Annotated in this window: 20 protein-coding genes and 1 riboswitch; of the genes, 11 read left to right on the top strand and 9 right to left on the bottom strand. The window is 73.1% G+C overall.

Features of this window, described 5'->3' with window-relative positions; translation table 11 throughout:
• The first annotated feature begins 23 nt into the window (after positions 1–23).
• Positions 24–1,052 (top strand): aldo/keto reductase, encoded by a 1,029-nt coding sequence (locus D1350_RS13840; protein ID WP_125776598.1) that lies wholly within the window; start codon positions 24–26, stop codon positions 1,050–1,052.
• A 70-nt stretch (positions 1,053–1,122) separates the two neighbouring features.
• Here the strand turns inward: D1350_RS13840 and D1350_RS13835 are convergent, their stop codons facing one another.
• Positions 1,123–1,893, bottom strand: coding sequence for a C40 family peptidase (locus D1350_RS13835; RefSeq protein WP_125776597.1), 771 nt, complete (start codon positions 1,891–1,893; stop codon positions 1,123–1,125).
• A riboswitch (cyclic di-AMP (ydaO/yuaA leader) is annotated at positions 1,892–2,043 on the bottom strand. It overlaps the preceding gene by 2 nt.
• A 177-nt stretch (positions 2,044–2,220) precedes the next feature.
• Positions 2,221–2,613, bottom strand: a complete 393-nt coding sequence (locus D1350_RS13830; RefSeq protein WP_125776596.1) for a hypothetical protein — start codon at positions 2,611–2,613, stop codon at positions 2,221–2,223.
• 187 nt (positions 2,614–2,800) lie between these two features.
• Here D1350_RS13830 and D1350_RS13825 point away from each other — a divergent pair, with 187 nt between their 5' ends.
• The 3 genes from D1350_RS13825 (at position 2,801) to D1350_RS13815 (ending at position 6,353) form a co-directional block, all read left to right on the top strand.
• The gene (locus D1350_RS13825) at positions 2,801–4,243 is read left to right on the top strand and encodes an MFS transporter (RefSeq protein ID WP_125776595.1); all 1,443 of its coding nucleotides are present in this window, start codon (positions 2,801–2,803) and stop codon (positions 4,241–4,243) included.
• A gap of 87 nt (positions 4,244–4,330) precedes the next feature.
• Complete coding sequence (locus D1350_RS13820; protein ID WP_206074535.1) at positions 4,331–5,413, top strand: DNA polymerase IV; 1,083 nt, start codon at positions 4,331–4,333, stop codon at positions 5,411–5,413.
• 34 nt (positions 5,414–5,447) lie between these two features.
• Positions 5,448–6,353: a hypothetical protein gene (locus tag D1350_RS13815; RefSeq protein WP_125776594.1), complete on the top strand. Its 906-nt coding sequence runs from the start codon at positions 5,448–5,450 to the stop codon at positions 6,351–6,353.
• Positions 6,354–6,377: 24 nt separating this feature from the next.
• Here the strand turns inward: D1350_RS13815 and D1350_RS13810 are convergent, their stop codons facing one another.
• Complete coding sequence (locus D1350_RS13810; RefSeq protein WP_125776593.1) at positions 6,378–8,174, bottom strand: acyltransferase; 1,797 nt, start codon at positions 8,172–8,174, stop codon at positions 6,378–6,380.
• A gap of 130 nt (positions 8,175–8,304) precedes the next feature.
• Here D1350_RS13810 and D1350_RS13805 point away from each other — a divergent pair, with 130 nt between their 5' ends.
• Together D1350_RS13805 and D1350_RS13800 are read left to right on the top strand one after the other, a co-directional pair.
• A complete protein-coding gene (locus D1350_RS13805; RefSeq protein WP_164545171.1) occupies positions 8,305–9,423 on the top strand; it encodes a M15 family metallopeptidase in 1,119 nt (372 codons plus the stop codon).
• A 152-nt stretch (positions 9,424–9,575) separates the two neighbouring features.
• A complete protein-coding gene (locus D1350_RS13800) occupies positions 9,576–10,865 on the top strand; it encodes a threonine--tRNA ligase (protein ID WP_125776591.1) in 1,290 nt (429 codons plus the stop codon).
• Positions 10,866–10,962: 97 nt separating this feature from the next.
• On the opposite strand, the gene abc-f is transcribed toward D1350_RS13800, so the two are convergent.
• Positions 10,963–12,561, bottom strand: a complete 1,599-nt coding sequence (abc-f, locus tag D1350_RS13795) for a ribosomal protection-like ABC-F family protein (protein WP_125776590.1) — start codon at positions 12,559–12,561, stop codon at positions 10,963–10,965.
• A gap of 155 nt (positions 12,562–12,716) precedes the next feature.
• Between abc-f and ypfJ the strand changes: the two genes are divergently transcribed.
• Positions 12,717–13,616 carry a KPN_02809 family neutral zinc metallopeptidase gene (ypfJ, locus tag D1350_RS13790; RefSeq protein WP_125776589.1) on the top strand — a complete coding sequence of 300 codons (900 nt, stop codon included), beginning with the start codon at positions 12,717–12,719 and terminating at the stop codon, positions 13,614–13,616.
• A 20-nt stretch (positions 13,617–13,636) separates the two neighbouring features.
• On the opposite strand, the gene D1350_RS13785 is transcribed toward ypfJ, so the two are convergent.
• The 3 genes from D1350_RS13785 to D1350_RS13775 are packed head-to-tail and all read right to left on the bottom strand — an operon-like array spanning position 13,637 to position 15,362.
• Positions 13,637–14,641, bottom strand: a complete 1,005-nt coding sequence (locus tag D1350_RS13785) for an SURF1 family cytochrome oxidase biogenesis protein (RefSeq protein WP_240644096.1) — start codon at positions 14,639–14,641, stop codon at positions 13,637–13,639.
• Entirely contained in the window at positions 14,638–14,886 is a 249-nt protein-coding gene (locus D1350_RS13780) for a hypothetical protein (protein WP_125776588.1), read from the bottom strand. The genes D1350_RS13785 and D1350_RS13780 overlap by 4 nt, the downstream gene beginning before the upstream one ends.
• The gene (locus D1350_RS13775) at positions 14,886–15,362 is read right to left on the bottom strand and encodes a DUF3099 domain-containing protein (protein WP_125776587.1); all 477 of its coding nucleotides are present in this window, start codon (positions 15,360–15,362) and stop codon (positions 14,886–14,888) included. The genes D1350_RS13780 and D1350_RS13775 overlap by 1 nt, the downstream gene beginning before the upstream one ends.
• A gap of 189 nt (positions 15,363–15,551) precedes the next feature.
• On the opposite strand from D1350_RS13775, the gene D1350_RS13770 reads away from it, so the two are divergent.
• The 3 genes from D1350_RS13770 (at position 15,552) to D1350_RS13760 (ending at position 17,945) form a co-directional block, all read left to right on the top strand.
• A complete protein-coding gene (locus D1350_RS13770; RefSeq protein ID WP_125776586.1) occupies positions 15,552–16,277 on the top strand; it encodes a beta-ketoacyl-ACP reductase in 726 nt (241 codons plus the stop codon).
• A 143-nt stretch (positions 16,278–16,420) separates the two neighbouring features.
• Entirely contained in the window at positions 16,421–17,188 is a 768-nt protein-coding gene (fabI, locus tag D1350_RS13765; protein WP_125776585.1) for an enoyl-ACP reductase FabI, read from the top strand.
• Positions 17,189–17,414: 226 nt separating this feature from the next.
• Positions 17,415–17,945 carry a SixA phosphatase family protein gene (locus D1350_RS13760; RefSeq protein WP_125776584.1) on the top strand — a complete coding sequence of 177 codons (531 nt, stop codon included), beginning with the start codon at positions 17,415–17,417 and terminating at the stop codon, positions 17,943–17,945.
• Positions 17,946–17,947: 2 nt separating this feature from the next.
• Here D1350_RS13760 and serB read toward each other — a convergent pair whose 3' ends face one another.
• On the bottom strand, positions 17,948–18,583 hold the full coding sequence (gene serB, locus D1350_RS13755; RefSeq protein WP_240644095.1) for a phosphoserine phosphatase SerB: 636 nt from the start codon (positions 18,581–18,583) through the stop codon (positions 17,948–17,950).
• A gap of 82 nt (positions 18,584–18,665) precedes the next feature.
• The gene (glgC, locus tag D1350_RS13750) at positions 18,666–19,907 is read right to left on the bottom strand and encodes a glucose-1-phosphate adenylyltransferase (RefSeq protein WP_125776583.1); all 1,242 of its coding nucleotides are present in this window, start codon (positions 19,905–19,907) and stop codon (positions 18,666–18,668) included.
• A gap of 92 nt (positions 19,908–19,999) precedes the next feature.
• Between glgC and glgA the strand changes: the two genes are divergently transcribed.
• Positions 20,000–21,295 (top strand): glycogen synthase, encoded by a 1,296-nt coding sequence (glgA, locus tag D1350_RS13745; RefSeq protein ID WP_125776695.1) that lies wholly within the window; start codon positions 20,000–20,002, stop codon positions 21,293–21,295.
• Positions 21,296–21,377: the final 82 nt, after the last annotated feature.

Below are 21,377 nucleotides of genomic sequence, written 5' to 3'. Positions count from 1 at the left end.
CTCACCAGACCTGAGGAGGAGCCATGCAGTACCGCAACCTCGGCCGGACCGGCATCAAGGTCAGCCCCTACGCGCTCGGCGCGATGATGTTCGGCGCGGTCGGCAACCCGGACCACGACGACTCGATCAAGATCATCCACAAGGCCCTCGACGCCGGCATCAACTTCATCGACACCGCCGACGCGTACTCCGACGGCGAGTCCGAGGAGATCGTGGGCAAGGCGCTCAAGGGGCGCCGTGACGACGTCGTCCTCGCCACCAAGGTGCACCTGCCGATGGGAGACGACCCGAACCGCCGCGGCAACTCCCGCCGCTGGGTCATCGCGGAGGTCGAGAACTCGCTGCGCCGCCTGCAGACGGACTACCTGGACCTGTACCAGATCCACCGGCCGGACCCGGACACCGACATCGAGGACACCCTCGCGGCCATGACGTACCTGGTCCGTTCGGGCAAGGTACGGGCCATCGGATCGTCCACCATGCCCGCGGCCGAGATGGTCGAGGCCCAGTGGGTCGCGGAGCGTCGCGGTCTGGAGCGCTTCCGGGTGGAGCAGCCGCCCTACTCGATCCTTGATCGCGGCATCGAGCGGGACGTCCTGCCTGTGGCGCAGCAGTACGGGATGGGCACCCTCGTGTGGAGCCCGCTGGCCGGCGGGCTCCTCACCGGCCGCTACCGCAAGGGCCAGGACAACGACACGCACCGGACGCGGTTCGGGTTCCGGCACATGCGCGACGAGCGCCGTCTGGACGCCGTGGAGCAGCTCCTCCCGATCGCTCAGGACGCGGGGATCCCGCTGAACCACCTCGCGCTGGCGTTCGCCGTCTCCCACCCGGGCGTCACGTCGGCGATCATCGGCCCGCGCACGATGGAGCACCTCGACAGCGCCCTCGCCGGCGCCGACGTTGTCCTCAGCGACGAGGTCCTCGACAGGATCGACGCTGTCGTGCCGCCCGGCGTTGACGTCAGCCGCCTCGATGTGGCCTACGACCCGCCCGCCATCCAGCAGGCGGCCCTGCGTCGTCGGCCGGAAGTGCAGCGCGCAGCCGCCTGAGCCTGGTCTCGGCATGCCACGAGGGGCCCCCGCCGGACGGCGGGGGCCCCTCGTGCGTGCTGTGCTGGGATCAGCCGACGCGGATGAACGTCGGGCTGTCCTGCCAGACCGAGCTGTAGCGCACGGTCTCGCCGGGCACGGGGGCTTCGATCTGCATGCCGTCGCCCGCGTAGATCGCGATGTGGCCGGGGCTCCAGATGAGGTCGCCCGGCTGGGCCTCGGCACGCGACACGACGGTGCCGGCGTAGCGCTGCTCCGACGACGTGCGCGGCAGGTTGATGCCGACCTGGGCGTACACGTACGAGGTGAAGCCCGAGCAGTCGAACCCGGCGGGGGTCGAGCCGCCCCAGAGGTACGGAACGCCGAGGTACTGCATCCCGATGGAGACCACGCTGGAGTTGGCGGCTGACGCGGGGGCGACGACCTCCTCCTCGGGCTCCTCGACGGTGGCGACGGCGGCGCGCACCTCGGTACGGGAGACGGGCTCGGGCTCCGGCTCCGGCTCGGGCTCCGGCTCGGGTGCCGGGGTCACGGCGATCGTGCCGGTCTCCACGGTGAACTCGGTGTCGGCGGCGACGGTCACCGCGGGTGACGCGGCCAGCGCCTGGTTGGCCTGGGCGGTCAGGGCCTCGAGGTCGACCGACGAGACGGCGTGGTCGGACTTCGGTGCCGCGTTGGCGGGGGCGCTGAACATCCCCACGATGAGGCCGGAGCCGGCGGCGACGACCGCTCCCCGGCGGGCGGCGGCGCCCAGGCCGCGGGCAGCGGCTCGAGAGAGAGGGGTCAGCGGGGTGATGGGGCTACGGGCAGCGCGATGGCGCCCGGGCGTGCATGAGGTCACGTCGGTTCTCCTGCCGCCTGCGAGGTGAGCTGTCGGGTTCGGATCGGAGACTGACCCGGCCGCACACGTGCGGCTTCACCCCAAGGACACCGGTGGTGCCCACTTGCATGGGTCCCCCGTCCCTGTCATCTGGTCGTACGAACCTCGGGACGGTGACAGGGCTCGGCGTCCGCCTCGGGTGCTCACGGAGGTGCCGCGAGCGGATTGACGGTAACCCAAGATCACGGAGAAGTCACAATCGAGTCACGACCGGCGCGTGGCGCTATGTCGTCCTTGACCGAAGTGTTCGATCTGCGATAAAGGGCTTCACCGGCATGACCAGGGACTTCAGTCCTGCGACTCGGCCGAACGATTGATGACGAGAGGGCGCAGCTCGGCGGGTAGCTCCGCGACACCGGGCCCGCCGGTCGCCAGCCACTCCCGGAGGCGGGTCGTCGGCTCGTCACCCGCCAGGCGTTCGAACCAGACCGGCCGGCCGGCGACCTCCCGGCCTGCGGAGCTCGGGCGAGCGACGACGACGTCGCCCCGCTCGCACTCGTCGAGGCACTCGGCGAGGGCGAGCCGCGCTACGCCGTCGGACTCCAGGGCGCGAAGGCGCGCCAGCTGACCGCCGGGGAGCGGGTCGCAGGAGCCGAGGGTCTCCCCGGCGCAGAGGCTGCAGGCGGTGAGCCCAGGGGTCGTTGCGCGGGGCTGCGCGGCACGGTCGGTTGTCTCGGGCACCGCACGAGGATACCCCGGTCGGGTATCGGCCGACCGGTGGCGTGATGGTGACGGCCATCACTGCGAACCCGCTTCGCAGGTATACCCCTCCGGGGTATCTGGTGGTAGGTTCGCGCTGGTCAGATACCCCAGATGGGTATCCGACTGTCCACGTGGTACGGGCACGACAGAGAAGGAGATGAGGCAGATGTCTCAGCAGGAACCGCCGGTAGCCTCGCGGCGCCGGCTCGGTCTGGCGGTCATCGCGGCCGCCCAGTTCATGGTCATCATGGACACGTCGATCATCGGGGTGGCACTCCCCGAGATGCAGGCCGACCTCGGGTTCTCGCCCGAGGACCTCTCGTGGGTCTTCAACGCCTACGTCGTCGCGTTCGGCGGGCTCCTCCTCCTGGGCGGCAAGCTCTCCGACGTCCTCGGCGCCCGCCGGGTGTTCAGCGCCGGATGGGTCGTCCTGGCAGCGGGCTCGCTGCTCGCGGGCCTGGCCTCGGGGCCGGGCGCCGAGCTGGCCGGACGGGCGCTGCAGGGGGCGGGGTCCGCACTGATCGCGCCGTCGGCCCTGGCTCTCCTGTTCATGCTCTTCGGCGCCGACCCGAAGCAGCTCACCAAGGCGCTCGCCCTCTACGGCGCGGCAGCACCCGCAGGCGGCACCGCCGGAGTCTTCCTCGGCGGGATCATCACCGAGTACGTCAGCTGGCCCTGGGTGTTCTTCATCAACGTCCCGATCGCGCTGGTGATCCTGACGCTCGTGCCCCGGGTCATGCCCTCCGGCGGGCCGGCCCGGCGGGCGCGCATCGACCTCGTCGGTGCGGTGACGGTCACCGGCGGGCTCGCGGCAGCCGTCTACGCCGTGGTCAAGGCACCCGAGGTGGGCTGGGGGGCGGGGAGCACGTGGCTGGTCCTGGGCATCGCCGTCGTCCTGCTGGCGACCTTCGTCGCGACGCAGGCCAAGGGGCGCTACCCGCTCGTCCGGCTGGGGATCTTCCGGGCCCCCGACCTGGCGGCGGCGAACCTCGCCCAGATCCTCCTCGGCGCGGCGTGGATCCCCATGTGGTTCTTCCTCAACCTCTACCTGCAGCAGGTGCTCGGCTACTCCGCCTTCCCGTCCGGTGCGGCGCTCCTGCCGATGACCGCGCTGATCATGCTCGGCATGGTCGTCGTGGCCCCGCGCGTGATCGGGACCTTCGGGCCCAAGAAGGTCACCGTCGCCGGTCTTCTCCTGCTGGCGGCAGGCATGTTCTGGCTCTCGTTCGTCGACCCGGCCGGCTCGTTCGTCGTCGACGTCCTGCCGGCCTCCCTGGTGGCCTCCCTCGGGATGTCGCTGGCCTTCATCCCCACGCTCGGCACCGCCATCGCGGCTGCTCGGCCGGAGGAGGGCGGCCTGGCCTCGGGCATCGTCAACACCAGCTACCAGGTCGGCTCCGCGCTCGGGCTGGCCGTGATGACGGCGGTCGCGGCCGCCAACGGCGCAGACCGGATCGGTGACCCCGCCGCCCTGACCGACGGCTACTCCGCGGCGTTCCTGGGCTCGGCCGTGGTGGCGCTGCTGGGCGCGGCTGCCGCCGCGGCCTTCCTCGGGCGCTCCGCCCAGGCGGCTCCTGAGGACGCCGCTCCCGTCGACCAGCTGGCCTGACCGGCACGCGGTCGCCGTCGGCGGGCTCAGGGCCGCCGACGGCGACCGCGGGTAGCGGCGGGTGCGCCACGGCTCCAGACTCGTCCCATGGGCCCGCGCGCCTCCCGATGGGTGCTGCACGTCGACCTCGACCAGTTCCTCGTGGCGGTCGAGATCCTGCGGCGCCCGGAGCTCGCCGGCAAGCCGGTGATCGTGGGCGGGCGCGGCGACCCGACCGAGCGGGCCGTGGTCTCCACCGCGTCCTACGAGGCGCGGGCGTTCGGCGTCGGCTCGGGCATGCCGCTGCGGATCGCCGCACGCAAGGTCCCGGACGCGATCATCCTGCCCGTCGACCGCGAGGAGTACCTCGCGGCGTCCGCGCACGTGATGGACACGCTCCGTGGCCTCGGACTGGTGGTCGAGGTGCTCGGCTGGGACGAGGCGTTCGTGGGGGTCGACGCCGAGGAGCCCGAGCCTGTTGCCCATCGGGTGCAGCAGGCGGTCCTCGGCGCCACCGCGCTGCACTGCTCGGTCGGCATCGGCGACAACAAGATCCGCGCGAAGATCGCCACCGGGTTCGGCAAGCCCGCCGGCGTCTACCGCCTCACCGCCGAGAGCTGGTTCGAGGTGATGGGGGAGCGGCCGACGATCGACCTGTGGGGCGTCGGCGCCAAGGTGTCCAAGCGGCTTGCCGCGCACGGCATCCGCACGGTCGCCGAGCTCGCGGCGGCCGACCTCGACGTGCTGGTCGCCGAGTTCGGCCCGCGCATGGGCGCCTGGTACGGCGACCTGGGGCACGGCCGGGGCTCCGCCGTGGTCGACGACACGCCCTGGGTGGCGCGCGGGCACAGCCGGGAGACCACCTACCAGCGGAACCTCACGACCCCGCAGGAGGTGGAGGCCGCGTTGCGGGACCTGGTGGCGCAGGTGCTCGCCGACGTCGAGGCGGAGGACCGGCCGGTCTTCCGGGTGGGGCTCAAGGTGCGCTACGCCCCGTTCTTCACGCAGAACCGGTCCAAGAAGCTGGCCGCCCCGACGCGGTCGCTCGACGACCTGACCTCGGCGGTCCTCACCCTCGCGGCAACCATGGAGCCCGGCCGGGAGGTGCGCCTGCTCGGGGTCCGTGCCGAGATGGTGATGCCCGACGGCGGCGACCCTCTCGAGCGCACGCCGGCCCGCGGGCGGATCTGACGTCTCGGTCGGCGTCCCCGCGTACGGTTGCCTCGTGCAGACGACGAACCCGTACCCCGCCGACCCGCCCGCGACCCCGGAGTACCTGTCCCTCGGGCCGGCACCCCGTCCGGCCTCGGGTGCAGAACTCACCGAGCGGCTGCTCGGCGTGCTCCGTGCCCAGGTGGGCCCCGAGGTGATCGGCCTCGACCGCGTGCGGATCGACGCGACCATGGTCGGCACCGGGCCGGACGTGGCGACGCTGGACGTCGACCTCTCCGGGGTGACGGTCCCGCTCACGGGCGTGCCCGAGGGCGGCGGCCCCCCGGACGACGACGACTGGACGCCCCAGGTCGTGTCCCGGGAGACCGGCCGGGTCGGGCGGCTGCGGCTCGACGCGCACCCGGTGACCGTCGTCGACCTGCCCGTCGACCTCGGCGTGGAGCTGGACGGCCTGCCGTTCGCCTGGGTCGAGGGAGCCGACGGGAACGTCGGGGTCGAGGCGGTCGAGCCGACGTCGGACACCCCGGTCACCGGGCACGCGCGGCTCGCCGTGCCGAAGGACGGCCTGGTCGCCACGGCGCGCGGCGTGCTGACGGTGGTGCTCGCACAGCAGGGCATCACGTTGACCGACCTGGACCTCGACGTCGTGTCGGAGGGTCCCCGGGCCGTCCGCCTCCGCGCCAAGGCTGCCGTGAAGAAGGGGATGTTCCTCGCGGCCGGCGTCACCGCCACGGCGTCGGCAGCGGTGGACGAGGATCTCGTGCTCGTGATCGGCGACGTGTCGCTCAGCAGCGGCAACCCGCTCGTCGCCGCCCTCCTGACGGTGGTCCGCAGCCGGGTGGAAGCGGTGTCGAACCAGCGGATCGACCTCGCCGAGCACCTCCCTGCCGGGGTGCGCGTGGCGGACGTCCGGCTCGACGTCGGGCGCGACCTGGTGCTGACCGCGCGGCTGGCATAGGGCCCCCGAGGTGGGGGCCGGTCGTCACCGGCCGGCGGGGTCGGCCTGGAGCGTCGCCGCGACGTCGGGGGAGTGGACGCCCGCCGGGCGGAAGCCGACGAGGTCGGACAGGCCCGCCAGGTCGGCCAGCAGCCACACGATCGCGAGCCACATCTCCGTGCCCTGCAGGCCCGGCTCCGCGTCCGCCACGGTGGCCGACGACGGGTGCGGGGCCCGGAAGCCGAGACCTCGGCCGTCGACCCAGCGGCCGAGGACGTCGGACAGGAGGCGGCGCGCGAGCCGCACCACCTCCTCGCGGCGGTGACCGGTCTGCCGCCCGCTCAGCCACAGCGGGTGCGCGACGTCGAGGACGTTGCACGCGTTCTGCCGGTCCGGCGCGAAGTACCGGGCGTCGGCGGCGTGCGCCAGCACCGTGTCGATCGTGCGCTCCGGGTACGGCAGCGGCAGGCCGAGCTGGGCGTACGTGCCGCGGGTGAGGCGGTAGAAGCCGTTCACCGGCTGCAGCCATCCGTCGGACGGGCTCGGCCGGCCCCACAGTCCCGTCGCCGGGTCGTGGTGCGCACCGAGCCAGCCGAGCAGGGCCTCGGTGGCGCCGGGCCGGCCCCGGCGCCCCTGCCGCAGGTTCCAGGTGATCGCGGTGCCCAGCAGATCGACGTAGTGGCCGGCAGTCCACGCCTCGGTGTCCCACGGCAGCGACTCGAGCAGCCCGACGACGGTCGCGGCGTCCGCCTCCTCGACCACCCGCACAGGCACGGGGAAGGAGCTGCCCAGCAGGTCGAGCGCGTACCCCACGCACAGCACGTGATAGGCGGACTCCGGCCACAGCACGCGGTCGACGGCGGAGGGTGGCCCCGCGACGTCGTCGTACAGGCGGCGCTGGCTCCCGCCGGCGTCGATCGGCGCGACGAGGCCCGTCTCCCGGTCCTGCCAGGACCGCAGCCGCCCGACCTGCTCGGCCGCCGGAAGCTGGACGGGCGCGGCGCCCGTGAGGTAGCGGGCGACCTCGACGGCGTCGCATTGCGCGCGGACGGTGACCGGACGGCCCGGGCGGTCGGTGAACAGACCCAGGTCGCGGTCGAAGCTCCGCTCGAGGACGTCGCCTGCTTGTTCGCGGGCGCGGTGGAGGAAGGTGAGGAGGCGCTCGCCGAGATCGTCGGGTGGGGGCGCGGGCGCCGGTGTGGCGGGGGCGGGCGCCGTTGCGGCGGGCGTGGCCGCCGTCGGGCCCGCTGCCCGCGCGAGCGAGGGGACCCGCCACTTGAGCACCTTCGCGGGGTTCCCCGCGACGATCGCACCGGCTGGGACGTCCTTCGTGACGACCGCCCCGGCGGCGAGGACCGCCTTGTCGCCCACGGTGACGCCGTCGAGCACCACCACGTGCGAGCCGATCCACACGTCGTCGCCGACGGCGATGCCGCGGCTCGTCAGGGGCTGACGGAAGACCTCGACGTCGGGCTCCATGCTGTGGTTGAAGCCGAGGATCGACGTGTGGGCGCCCACGCGCACGGCGTCCCCGAGCGTGACCCGGCCCCGCACCACGGCGAACGCGTTGACCGAGCAGTCCCGGCCGGCGCGGAGCTCACCCGAGGTGTAGACGTGGGCCGCGAGATAGGTCCGGTCACCGAGCTCCAGCACGTCGTTCTGCACGGCGGCGAGGCCGGAGACGAAGCAGCTCTCGCCGAACCGGACTTGGGCGCCGGAGGTCTGGACGGAGCGCTGCAGCGCCCGCTGCCGTTCCTGCTCGGCGGCGTCCGCGCGCTGCCAGAAGTCCCAGGGCGAGTAGTCGAAGTGGTGGCGGTCGGCGGGGGCTGCCGGTGACGACATGCGGGCACTCTCCTCGGTCGGGCCCTCGCAGGGTAGCCCTGGCCGGGGGCGCGCGGAAAGCGCCTACCGGGTGCCCGTCAAGCCTCTGCCGTTTCTTCCCGGAGGTGCCGCTGCCGTAGATTTCTCCGACGTGACCTCGACGAGCACGCTCCCCGAGACCGGCCCCCCGTCCGGGACGACGGCGAAGGACCGGCGCGAGGCGAAGCTCCGCCGTCGGCGGACCCTGCGAGTCGCGGCCCTGGTCAGCGTCCTGCTCATGGTGCTGGGGGGTGGCGGCGGGGCCACCTGGTACGTCCTGTCCGAGCGTGAGGCGCTCGCCGAGACCACGGTCGAGGTCGAGGCGTTGCTGCAGGAGTCCGACGGCAAGGTGGCCGATCCCGCCACCCGCGATGCCCTGTCCCGGGAGGTCGGCGAGGCGGACCGCGTCCTGGCCGAGCGGTTCCCCGTCGGGCTCGTCCTCGGCGGCACCGCCGAGCGCCGGGAGAGCCTGCTGACGACGTCGGCCACGGTGCGCGCGTCGATGGTCGACCTGGCCAGGGCCGAGGTCGAGACGGTGCGCGCGGGGCTGGCCGCCGTCGTGCCGGACGCCGAGGCTGTCCTCGCGGCGACCGACGGGATGGGCGCCGACGAGGCGCGCGCCGGGCTGCGTACCGCGCTGGACGCCGCCGTCGCCACGGAGGCCGAGGCCACCCAGGCGCTCGCCGGGACGGACGTCGCCGCGCTGGAGCAGGTCGAGGCCGACCTCGCCGCGCAGCGGGACGGTGTCGTGGTGGCGAGCGAGTCGCTGTACGACGCGCAGGACGCCATCACCTGCCCCGCGCCGGACCAGGAGTGGTCCCCGCGGAGCGGCCACCTCGACCCCGCCGAGTTGGCCGAGATCCCGTGGGCCCCGGGCTACGCCCTCCGGGCGGACCTGCTGCCCACCCTGGTCGCGTTGGACACGGCCTACCAGCAGGCCTTCGGCGTGCACCTGACGATCAACTCCGCCTACCGCACGTACGACGACCAGCTCGGGGTCTACGAGCCGTCGTCCCCGATCGCCGCGCCGCCCGGCTGCTCGACGCACGGCCTCGGTGTGGCGGCCGACTTCGGCGGGGGCGTCCAGACGTTCGGAACCCCGCAGTACCAGTGGCTGAAGGCGAACTCCGCGGCGCACGGCTGGGAGCACCCGTCCTGGGCCGAGCCGGGCGGCCGGGTCCCGGAGCCGTGGCACTGGCAGTCGGTGCAGGCGCCCGCGGCGAGCCGCTGACCGGGTAGGCTTGGTCACATGATCAGCGCATTCGTCACGACGACGCCGGAACCCTCCGGCGCCCGCTGATCGCTGCCACAGCACAGGCCCCGGAGCTCGCTCCGGGGCCTTCGTCGTGCCCACGGGCGGCTCCCTCTTTCGGAGGAGCAACCATGAACCACCCTGACCACCGCGACCTCGGCCGGGACATGCGGATCTTCGCGACCAGCGCGCTCGTCGGCCCGGGGCTGCCGCTCTGGCTCCCGGCCGGCGCCGCCGTCCGGCGCGAGCTCGAGCAGTTGGCCCGCGAGGTCGCGGACGCGGACGGCTGCGAGCCCGTCTACACCCCCGTCCTCGGCAAGCGGTCGCTCTACGAGCGCTCCGGCCACTGGGCCAAGTTCGCGGACGACATGTTCCCGCCGCTCGGGGAGACCCTCCCGGGCGCCGAGGGCCCCGACGCGGCCCCTGCTGACGACCCCCTCGTCCTGCGCCCGGCCAACTGCCCGCACCACGCCCAGGTGTACGCGTCGGAGCCCCGCAGCCACCGGGACCTGCCCCTGCGGTTCAACGAGCTGGGCGCGATGTTCCGCGCGGAGAGGTCGGGCGTGCTCTCCGGCTTGAGCCGCGTGCGTCAGATCAGCCTCGACGACACCCACGTGTTCGCGCGCCCCGACCAGGTGGCCGACGAGGTGGGCCGCGCCCTCCGTTCGGTCCTGCGGGTCCTCGAGGTCCTCGGGATCGAGGCGGACTACGTGCGTCTCTCCGGCCGCGACGGCTCGGACCGCTGGCTCGGCGCACCGGAGCAGTGGGCCGCGGCGGAAGAGCAGCTTGCCGCCGTGCTGCGCGAGGTGGCGGATCCGGCCGGGGTCGCGTGGCGGCCCGTCGCGGGGGAGGCCGCGTTCTACGGCCCCAAGCTCGACGTCCAGGTCCGGGACCCCCGGGGCCACGAGGAGACCCTCGCCACCGTCCAGCTGGACTTCACCCAGCCTGAGCGGTTCGACCTGGCCTACACCGCCCCGGACGGGAGCAGGCAGCGCCCGGTGATGATCCACCGCGGCACCGTGGGCGCCATGGAGCGCATGGTCGCCTTCCTCCTGGAGCAGCATGACGGTCGCCTCCCCTTCTGGCTGGCCCCGGTCCAGGTGTGCCTGCTCCCGGTGTCCGACGGCGATCCCGTGGTTGCCGGGGCGGTCGGCGCCGCCGTCGATTCCGCGCGGCAGCAGCTGCGGGACGCGGGCCTGCGGGTCCGTGCGGAGCACGACGGCTCCCTGGGGAACAGGGTCCGGCTCGCGCGGGGACGGCGGGACGCGCTGCTCGCCGTCGTCGGCCCGCGGGAGGCCGCCGACGGGCTGGTCGCCGTGCAGGACCCGGCCACCGGGGCGCGGGCGACCCTCGGTGTGGGCCAGCTCGCCGCGCGAGCGGCGAAGGCCGCGGGCGCCCGGGCGCACCGGCTCGCCCTCTGACCTGTCATCCGCGCACCTGCCGATCCGCTGTGGGTACACGTATGGTCGCCTCCCGGGCGTGAGAGGCGACCATACGTGTACCCACGGCGTGGCCGGGTCAGGCGAGCGCTACCAGCTCCGCGTAGCTCTCGTTCCAGAGGTCCTCGTCGCCGTCCGGCAGCAGGAGCACGCGCTCCGGCTCGAGCGCGTCGACGGCGCCGTCGTCGTGGGTCACCATGACCACCGCGCCCTCGTACGTCTTGAGCGCGCCCAGGATCTCGGCGCGCGACGCCGGGTCCAGGTTGTTCGTCGGCTCGTCGAGGAGCAGCACGTTGGCACCCGAGACCACGATCGTCGCCAGCGCGAGCCGCGTCTTCTCGCCACCGGAGAGCACGTTCGTGGGCTTCTCGGCGTCGTCCCCGCTGAAGAGGAACGAGCCCAGGACCGACCGCACCTGCGTGTCCGTCAGGTCGGGCGCGGCGTGCCGCAGGTTCTCCACCACCGAGGCGTCCATGTCGAGCGTGTCGTGCTCCTGGGCGTAGTAGCCCAGCTTGAGCCCGTGCCCGGGGTGCACCTCGCCCGTGTCGGCCTTCTCGACGCCCGCGAGGATCCGCAGCAGCGTCGTCTTGCCGGCGCCGTTGAGCCCGAGGATGACCACGCGCGAGCCGCGGTCGATCGCCAGGTCCACCCCGGCGAAGACTTCCTGCGACCCGTACGCCTTCGACAGTCCGCTCGCGGTGAGCGGGGTGCGGCCGCACGGCGCGGGCGTCGGGAACCGCAGCTTCGCCACGCGGTCCTTGACGCGCTCGCCCTCCAGCCCGGACAGCATGCGCTCGGCGCGCTTCATCATGTTCTGGGCGGCGGTGGCCTTGGTGGCCTTCGCGCGCATCTTCTCGGCCTGCGCCACCAGCGTGCCGGCCTTCTTCTCGGCGTTGGCGCGCTCGCGGCGGCGGCGGCGCTCGTCCGTCTCCCGCTGCTCCATGTACGAGTCCCAGCCCAGGTTGTACTGGTCCAGCTCGCCGCGGTTGGCGTCCAGGTGGAACACCTTGTTCACGGTGGCGCGCAGCAGGTCGACGTCGTGGGAGATCACGATGAAGCCGCCGTTGTAGTTCTTCAGGTAGTCGCGCAGCCAGAGGATCGAGTCGGCGTCGAGGTGGTTCGTCGGCTCGTCGAGGAGCAGCGTCTCGACGCCTGAGAACAGGATCCGCGCCAGCTCGATGCGGCGGCGCTGACCGCCCGACAGCGTGCCCAGGGGCTGAGCCAGCACCCGGTCGTCGAGACCCAGGTTGGACGTGATGCGGTGCGCCTCGCTCTCGGCCGCGTACCCGCCGGCGGCCATGAAGCGCGCCTCCAGCTTGGGGTAGCGCTCGAGCGCCTCGGACATGGTGTCCGGGTCCGCCGACGCCATCTCGCCCTCGGCCAGGCGCATCTGCCTCACCACGTGGTCGAGCCCGCGCGCGGACAGCACACGGTCCATCGCCATGGTCTCGAGGTCGCCCGTGCGCGGGTCCTGCGGCAGGTAGCCGATGTCGCCCGTGCGCACGATCTGCCCGCCCGTGGGCAGGGTGTCGCCCGCGAGGGTCTTGGTGAGCGTGGTCTTCCCGGCACCGTTGCGCCCCACCAGGCCGATCCGGTCGCCAGAGGCGACGCGGAACGTCGCCTCGCTCAGCAGGACGCGCGCGCCGACACGTAGCTCGACGGCATGGGCAGTGATCACACAGTTTCCTTCGGTGGGGTTCGGCCCCGGGAGCACACACGGGCCGGGCGCCCCCATCCTAGTTGCCCGACGCCGTATCCCGACCTGGGATTTTCGCCACACCTGGGCGTCGGACCCGCGCGCGACGCGTCTCACGCGCGGGTACCGTGTCCGCTGTGACGTTCAACGAGGGCGGGCAGTTCGAGGGCGGCCGTGTCCGCCGCGGCGGGGGCGGCCGCGGGGTGGCGGTCGCCGGCGGCGGCATAGGGGCGCTGCTCATCACGCTGGTGGTCGTGTTCCTGGGCGGCGGCAACCTCGACCTGGAGCAGATCCTCGGGAACACGGGTGCCTCGGACACGTCGGTCGGAGAGGGTCAGGAGCAGTTCGTCGAGGACTGCACCGCCCAGCAGGCCAACACCGACCGTGAGTGCCGGCTGTCGGGTACCGCGCAGTCCCTGGACGCGTTCTGGGAAGAAGTGCTGCCGCAGCAGGCGGGCGTCCAGTACCAGATCCCGGGCGTCGTCAGCTTCCAGGGCTCCGTGAACACGGCCTGTGGCGGCGCCACGAGCGCGACCGGGCCGTTCTACTGTCCGCCGGACCAGACGGTCTACATGGACGTCGCCTTCTTCGACGACCTGCGCGACCGCTTCGGCTCCACCGGCGGGCCGCTCGCCGAGGAGTACGTGATCGCGCACGAGTTCGGGCACCACATCGAGCAGCTCGTCGGCGTCATGGACTCCGCCGACCGGACCGGCACAGGGCCGGAGTCGGACTCGGTGCGGATCGAGCTCATGGCCGACTGCCTAGCGGGCATGTGGGTCGCCGATGCCTCCACGCGGCCCGACCCGGACACCGGCGTGCCGTTCCTCGAGCCCATCACCGATGCACAGCTCCGCGACGCCCTCTCCGCCGCGGCCGCCGTGGGCGACGACCGCATCCAGGAGGCCACGACAGGCGAGGTGCACCCCGAGGGGTTCACGCACGGCACGTCGGAGCAGCGGGTGCGCTGGTTCTCGATCGGCTACAACGGCGGGACCATGCAGGACTGCAACGCGATGGACGCACCGACGCTCTGAGCGCCGGACCCCGCAGAGCGTCAGTCCCGCAGCTGCGCCTCGATGAGCGCGTCCTCCTCGTCGTCCTGCGGGTTGCGCCGCGACCGGCGGCCGGTCGGCAGCGGACCAGGCAGCGGACCAGGCAGGGGAGCGGGCGCCTCGTCCCGCCGAGCCCGTGACCTCGGTCCGCCCGTGGCCTCGTCCACGTCCGGCGCGGCGGCGAGCAGGTCGCCCGCGCTGACGCTGTGGCCGCGTGCGGCCTGCCGCTCCCGCCGCCACAGCAGGACGTAGCCGGAGACCGCGCCGATCGCGAACACGCACCACTGGAACGCATAGGACAGGTGAGACCCCGGGTTCGTGTCCGGCTTCGGCAGCGCCACGAGCGACCGCGCGGGCGCCGGGTCCTCGGACCGCAGGGCGCCGTACGCCCCCACGGTGCGGCCCTCTGCCCAGCCAGCGCCCGTCGGCGCCGCGGCGAGCACCTGCTCCGTGGAGATCGCCTGCACCTGTCCGGCGGCCACCCCGCGGGACGACGGCGGCTCGTCGGCCCGGAGGCTGACGGTCACCCGGACATCTCCGGAGGGCGGCTCGGGGAGGTCGGGGACCTGGCTCCCGTCGGCGCCCATCGGCACGAACCCGCGGTCCACCACCATCACGATCTCGCCCGTGTCGAACGGCACGAGCACGTGGTAGCCGGGCGTCCCGCCGACCGGCCGGTTGCGCAGCAGCACCGTCGACTCCGGCACGTAGCGGCCCTCGAGCGTGACGGGCTGCCAGACCTCGTCGCCCGGCAGCGTGGTGCCCGGCGCGGGCAGCAGGTCCTCGACGGGGACGGGGTCCGCAGACCAGTTCGCGTCGATGATGTTGATCTGCGCCTCGCGCGCCTCGTACCGGTCCCACTGCCAGCGGCCGGCCAGCAGGCACAGGGCGGCCAGCAGCACGGCGGCGACGCCGAGCACCAGCCACTGCCGTACGGTCCGCGGTTCGTCGGCCTCGACGTCGGGCCGCGGACCGCCGTCGGGCGCCACCGGCCGAACCTCGGTCACGCGGTGGCCTCCGGGCGGCGCTCCAGCTCGTCGACGGGCACGGTCCGCTTCCAGAACCCGCGCGCGGAGAGGAACTGCTCCAGGTGCTCGCGGTGCGCGTCGCACGCCAGCCAGACCTTGCGCCGCTCGGGGGTGTGCAGCTTGGGGTTGTTCCACAGCAGGCCCCAGGTCGCGGTCTCGCGGCAGCCCTTCGCGCTGCAGACCAGGTCGTCGCCGACGGGGTCGGCCAGGCCCAGGACGTCCATCAGCGCTCGCCCGCCTGCGGGGTGGCGGCGTCGGTGCCGGCGTCGTCCGCCGCGTCGTCCTGGTGCTCGATCACGCGTCCGGGAAGGGGGGTGCCGTCCTCGGCGACGGTCTTGCCCGAGGCGACCACCTCGTCGTCGTCCACCTGGGCGGACACCGTGGCGGGGAGCGCAGCGGGCGCGCGCTCGGTCACGAGGTCCGCGTCGAAGTCGCGCCGGTCGGAGCCCGCGTTGGCGAAGATGACCGCCGTGTAGGGAAGCACCACCGCGGCGGCGACGAGCACCCAGCGGAGCCAGCCCTCGACCGCGACGGCGGCGACGAAGCAGACCACGCGGATGACCATCTGGATGAAGTAGATGCGCGTGCGGCGTGACTGCTCGTCGGCCGGGGCCTCCTGGACGGTGCTGATCGAGTGGACCTCGTCGGCGGGGCGGCTGGCCTTGCGGCCACCGCTCCAGGACGCGCGGGAGGTGCTCATCTCCCCAGTCTACGGGCGGCGCGGGCGTGCTCGCGGGGCCGGTCCGACAGCCTCGGCGGCTGTGACGACGTTGTAGGAAACCGACAAGTCCCGGGCTGCCGCTGTGGCTCGCCACGCGCGCCGCTGCTCCGGCAGGCGGGGTAGCGTCGCAGCGTTATCGTCCGCCCCTTTGCCTCCAGGAGTCCACCGGTGTCGAACACCCCTGACAACCCCGGCCGTGTCGTCGTCGTCACCGGTGCCGCGCGCGGCATCGGTCGCGCCATCGCCGAGCGATTTGTCGCCGACGGTGACCGGGTCGCCACCCTGTACCGCGGCGGCGACCTGCCCGAGGGCGTCACCGGCTACGTGGCGGACGTCACGGACACGGCCGCCGTGGACGCAGCCTTCTCCCAGATCGAGGCCGACCTCGGCCCGGTCGAGGTGCTCGTGGCCAACGCGGGCGTCACGCGGGACCAGCTCCTCATGCGCATGTCGGACGAGGACTTCGAGACGGTCATCGACGTCAACCTGACGGGCACCTTCCGCTGCGTCCGTCGCGCGTCGAAGGGCATGATCCGCCTGCGGCGCGGCCGCATCGTCCTGGTGGGCTCGGTGATCGGCCAGATGGGCGGGCCCGGCCAGGTCAACTACGCCGCGTCGAAGGCCGCCCTCGTCGGCATGGCGAGGTCCATCTCCCGCGAGCTCGGCGGGCGCGGGATCACCGCGAACGTCGTGGCGCCCGGCTTCGTCGAGACTGACATGACGGCGGCGCTCCCCGAGACCACCGCGAAGGGCTACCTGGCCTCGATCCCGGCCGGGCGCTTCGCGACGCCGGAGGAGGTCGCGGCCCTCGTCGCGTTCCTCGGGTCGGACATCGCGGGCTATATCACCGGCACCGTCGTGCACATCGACGGCGGTCTCGGGATGGGCCACTGACCGACCCTTCAGGATCGGGTAAAAACGGACACAATCTACAAACGATGCGTCGGGGAGTTTCCCCGGGCGCCACAATCCCTACTACGCTCGCACCCAGCACGGTGCGAGCGCCAGGCGCGCCTGCGCCCGACTGGAAGGACAACATGGGTCTCCTCGAAGGCAAGAAGCTGCTCGTCACGGGCGTCCTCACGGACAGCTCCATCGCATTCCACGTGGCCCGGCTGGCCCAGGAAGAGGGGGCCGAGGTGGTCCTCACCTCCTTCGGCCGCCAGATGAAGATCACGCAGCTCATCGCCAGGCGCCTCCCCGTCGAGGCGCCGGTCCTCGAGCTCGACGCCACCTCCGAGGAGGACCTCGCGTCCCTCGCGGACCGGGTGCGCGAGCACGTCGACCACCTCGACGGCGTGGTGCACTCCATCGGGTTCGCGCCGCAGTCCGTCATGGGGGGCAACTTCCTCACGGGCGAGTGGGAGGACGTCGCCACGGCGATCCACGTCTCCACCTACTCGTACAAGTCGCTCGCCGTGGCGGCCAAGCCGCTCATGACGAACGGCGGCTCCGTGGTGGGCCTCACGTTCGACGCGCAGTTCGCCTGGCCGGTCTACGACTGGATGGGCGTGGCCAAGGCCGGCCTCGAGGCCGCCAACCGGTACCTCGCGCGCGACCTCGGCCCCGACAACATCCGGTGCAACCTGATCTCCGCCGGGCCCATCCGTACCACCGCCGCCAAGTCCATCCCGGGCTTCGCGACGATGGAGGACGCGTGGCCCAAACGGGCGCCCCTCGGCTGGGACCAGAGCACGGCGGAGCCGGCGGCTCGCGGCGTCGTCGCCCTCCTGTCCGACTGGTTCCCCGCGACCACCGGAGAGATCGTCCACGTCGACGGCGGCGTGCACGCCATGGGCCAGTAGCCCCCGGCACACCGGTCCCGCCCGCCCGGGCACGGACCAGCAGGACCAACAGCAGCGGCACCCTGGCTGCGGCACGGCACGACGGAGCACGGACATCACTCACGACACCACCACCGCGCAGGAAAACGATGGGAACGGGACGGAGGAGACCGTGGTCAGCTGGGGTTCAGGAGCCTCGCCCACGTCGGGTGAGGCTGCGACAGGCCCGGACGGGAGGGTAGAGCCCGTGCGTCGGCTCGTCCTCCTGCGCCATGCCAAGGCGGAGCCGGTGTCGGCCGCGGACGACGCTCTGCGGCCGCTCGCGCTGCGTGGCCGGGAGCAGTCAGCCCGGCTGGGTGAGGCGCTGTCCGAGGGCGGGCTCCTGCCCGACCTGGTGATCGTGTCCACCGCGCTGCGCACCCGGCAGACGTGGGACCTCGCGTCGGGCGCTCTCGGCCACGGGCCGCGCGGCAACGGCCGGGACGTCGCCGTGACGTTCTCCGAGGAGCTCTACCAGGCGAACGTGCGCGACGTCCTGGCGCTCCTGCACGAGCTCGACGACTCCGTCCGGACGGTGCTCGTGGTGGGCCACGAGCCCACCATGGCGGCGACGGCCTCGTTCCTCGCCGGGCCGGGGTCCGACGACGCGGCGCTCGCCCAGGTGCGCGTCGGCGTGCCGACGGGCACGTACTCGGTGCTCGAGTCCCCGGCGGAGACGCCGTGGACCGGGTGGAACCGGTCGACGGCGACGCTGACCAAGGTGACGCGCCCGAGCTGAGGTCAGCCGTCCAGGCGGTCGAGCAGCTCCAGCACCCCGTCCAGCCGGTCCTCCAGGCTGTACGGGGCCTGCTCGCGCACCACGGGCTTCGCGTTGAACGCCACGCCCACACCGGCCGCGCGGATCATGTCGAGGTCGTTCGCGCCGTCGCCGACCGCGACGGTGCGCGACATCGGGATCCCCAGCTTGGCGGCCCACTCGCGCAGCGTCGTCTCCTTGACGGCGCGGTCCACGATCGGGCCCTCCGTGCGACCGGTGAGCCGCCCGTCGATCACCTCGAGGCGGTTCGCGCGCCACAGCCCGATGCCGAGGGAGTCGGCGAGCGGTGCGACGATCTCGCCGAAGCCGCCCGACACCAGGCCGAACGTCCAGCCACGCGCCCGCACGGCGGCGACGAGCTCGCGGGCACCCGGGGTCAGCTCGACGGCGGCCAGCACGTGGGCGAGCGCCGAGACGGGCACGTCCTTGAGGGTCGCCACCCGCTCGGCCAGCGAGTCGGCGAAGTCGATCTCGCCGCGCATGGCCCGCTCCGTTACCTCCTGCACCAGGTCGCGGGTGCCCGCGTGGTCGGCGAGGAGCTCGACGACCTCCTGGCGGATGAACGTCGAGTCAACATCGGTCACGATCAGTCGGCTCACGCCGACCAGTGTGCCGGACGACGGGCGGGCGGCGACCCGGGTGCTCGCACCGTGGTCGCCGCCCGCCCGCACGCTGGGCACCTCAGTGCACGACGGAGCCCTTCGGCACCACCGTGAGGCCGGACTCGGTGACCGTGAAGCCGCGGGCGCGGTCCTCGTCGTGGTCGACGCCGATCCGGGCCCGCTCGTGGACCACGACGTTCTTGTCGATGATCGCGCTGTGCACCTGGGCATACCGGTGGACCTGGACGTCGTCCATCAGGACCGAGTTGGTCACCGACGACCAGGAGTGCAGGTACACGCCCGGCGACAGGACCGAGCCCACCGCGGTGGCCCCGGAGATCAGCACGCCGGGGGAGACGATCGACTCCGCCGCGTGCCCCATCCGGCCCGGGCCGGCGTGCACGAACTTGGCCGGCGGCAGGCCCGTGTACCCCGTGAAGAGGGGCCACTCGTAGTTGTAGAGGTTGAACACCGGCTGGACGGCGATCAGGTCCGTGTTCGCCGCGTAGTACGAGTCGAGGGTGCCGACGTCGCGCCAGTAGTCGCGGTCGCGGTCGGTGGAGCCCGGCACGTCGTTCCGGATGAAGTCGTAGACGCCGGCGGTGCCCTCGGCGACGAACGCGGGGATGATGTCGCCGCCCATGTCGTGCCGCGAGCCCGGGTCCGCGGCGTCCTTGGTGACGGCCTCGACGAGGGCGTCCGCGTCGAAGACATAGTTGCCCATCGAGGCCAGCACCTGGTCCGGGGCGTCCGCCAGTCCGATCGGGTTCGAGGGCTTCTCGAGGAACTCCCGGATCTTCGTGGGGTCCTGCGGGTCCACGTCGATGACGCCGAACTGGTCGGCCTCGGCGATCGGCTGGCGGATCGCGGCGACCGTCGCGCGGGCACCGGACTCGATGTGGGCGTCCACCATCTGGGAGAAGTCCATGCGGTAGACGTGGTCCGCACCGACCACGACCACGATGTCGGGCCGCTCGTCCTCGAGGATGTTGAGGCACTGGTAGATCGCGTCGGCGCTGCCGAGGTACCAGTGCTTGCCGACGCGCTGCTGCGCGGGAACGCTGGACACGAAGTTTCCGAGCAGCGGCGACATGCGCCACGTCTTGGAGATGTGCCGGTCGAGGGAGTGGGACTTGTACTGCGTCAGCACGATGACGCGCAGATAGTGCGAGTTGACGACGTTCGAGAGAGCGAAGTCCACGAGGCGGTAGATGCCGCCGAACGGGACGGCCGGCTTGGCGCGGGCGGCGGTGAGGGGCATGAGCCGCTTGCCCTCACCTCCGGCGAGGACGATGGCGAGTACGCGTGGTGCCGAGACCATGGCACTGACCCTAGAGCCTGCGGCGTGTCTTCGACAGCGCTCGCGCCGGGCGCGTCGGCGGAGGGTGGCGCTAGGTTGTGAGCGTGAACCGTCTGCGCGTCGATCTCCTCACGCGGGAGTACCCGCCCCACGTCTACGGAGGGGCGGGCGTCCACGCCGCCGAGCTCTCCGCCGTGCTCGCCCGGCACGCCGAGGTGCGGGTCCACTGCTTCGACGGGCCCCGCGACCCGGCCGCCCCCGGGCTGCCCGACGACGTCGTGGTCACCGGGTACCCCGCCCTCGCCGGCCTGTCGGGCGCCAACGCGGCCCTCGGCACCTTCGGCGTGGACCTCGCGATGGCCGACGGCGTCGCCGGGGCCGACCTGCTCCACTCCCACACCTGGTACGCCAACCTGGCGGGACACCTCGGCGGGCTCCTGCACGGCGTGCCGCACGTCGTGACGGCGCACTCGCTCGAGCCGCTGCGGCCGTGGAAGGCCGAGCAGCTCGGCGGCGGGTACGCGCTGTCGTCGTGGGCCGAGCGCACCGCGTACGCGGGCGCTGCGGGCGTGATCGCGGTGTCGGCGGGCATGCGGGCCGACATCTTGCGCGTCTACCCGGAGCTCGACCCCGACCGCGTGCACGTGGTGCACAACGGGATCGACCTGTCCGGCTGGCGCCGCCCGGGCGTCGACGCGGAGGGAGCGCCCCTGCCCGCCGACGAGGCCGCGGCGGAGGCCGCGCACGCCGAGCAGGTGGTGCGGCACCACGGCATCGACCCGGAGCGGCCGTCGATCGTCTTCGTCGGGCGGATCACCCGGCAGAAGGGGCTGCCCTACCTGCTGCGGGCGGCGGCGGCGCTGCCGCCCGAGGTGCAGCTCGTGCTGTGCGCCGGCGCTCCGGACACCCCGGAGATCCTGGCGGAGGTCAAGGCGCTCGTGGGAGAGCTGCGCGACGCACGCCGGGGGGCAGCGACGTCGTCGGGCGACGCGGGGATCGTCTGGATCGAGGAGATGCTGCCGCGGCCCGACCTCATCGCCGTGCTCGCCGCGGGCACCGCGTTCGTGTGCCCGTCGGTGTACGAGCCGCTCGGCATCGTCAACCTGGAGGCCATGGCCGTGGGCCTGCCGGTGGTCGGGACCGCGACGGGCGGCATCCCCGAGGTGGTGGCCGACGGCGAGACCGGTGTGCTCGTGCCGATCGACCAGGCCACCGACGGGACGGGCACGCCCCTCGACCCCGACCGCTACGTGGCCGACCTCGCCGACGCGATGCTGCGGGTCGTGAGCGACCCGGAGGGCGCGGCGCGGATGGGGGCGGCGGGCCGTCGTCGGGCGGAGGAGAACTTCGCGTGGGCGGCGATCGCGGAGCGGACCATGGCGGTCTACGAGGCGGTCCTGGCGACCTGACCGCGGCTTCCGCTCGCATGATCGGTAGTTCGTCGCATGATCGGCAGTTCGAGCTGCCGATCATGCGACGAACTACCGATCA

The sequence above is a fragment of the Antribacter gilvus genome, assembly GCF_003946865.1.
In the GTDB taxonomy this organism is placed as follows: Bacteria; Actinomycetota; Actinomycetes; order Actinomycetales; family Cellulomonadaceae; genus Antribacter; species Antribacter gilvus.
Note: the sequence above shows the minus strand (reverse complement) of the source record. Positions and strands in the feature narration are given on the sequence as shown.

Coding starts and splice junctions, on each gene's coding strand:
- D1350_RS13840 (WP_125776598.1), top strand. CDS start 24: ATGCAGTACCGCAACCTCGGCCGGACCGGCATCAAGGTCAGCCCCTAC.
- D1350_RS13825 (WP_125776595.1), top strand. CDS start 2,801: ATGTCTCAGCAGGAACCGCCGGTAGCCTCGCGGCGCCGGCTCGGTCTG.
- D1350_RS13820 (WP_206074535.1), top strand. CDS start 4,331: ATGGGCCCGCGCGCCTCCCGATGGGTGCTGCACGTCGACCTCGACCAG.
- D1350_RS13810 (WP_125776593.1), bottom strand. CDS start 8,174: ATGTCGTCACCGGCAGCCCCCGCCGACCGCCACCACTTCGACTACTCG.
- D1350_RS13800 (WP_125776591.1), top strand. CDS start 9,576: ATGAACCACCCTGACCACCGCGACCTCGGCCGGGACATGCGGATCTTC.
- D1350_RS13780 (WP_125776588.1), bottom strand. CDS start 14,886: ATGGACGTCCTGGGCCTGGCCGACCCCGTCGGCGACGACCTGGTCTGC.
- D1350_RS13775 (WP_125776587.1), bottom strand. CDS start 15,362: ATGAGCACCTCCCGCGCGTCCTGGAGCGGTGGCCGCAAGGCCAGCCGC.
- fabI (WP_125776585.1), top strand. CDS start 16,421: ATGGGTCTCCTCGAAGGCAAGAAGCTGCTCGTCACGGGCGTCCTCACG.
- glgC (WP_125776583.1), bottom strand. CDS start 19,907: ATGGTCTCGGCACCACGCGTACTCGCCATCGTCCTCGCCGGAGGTGAG.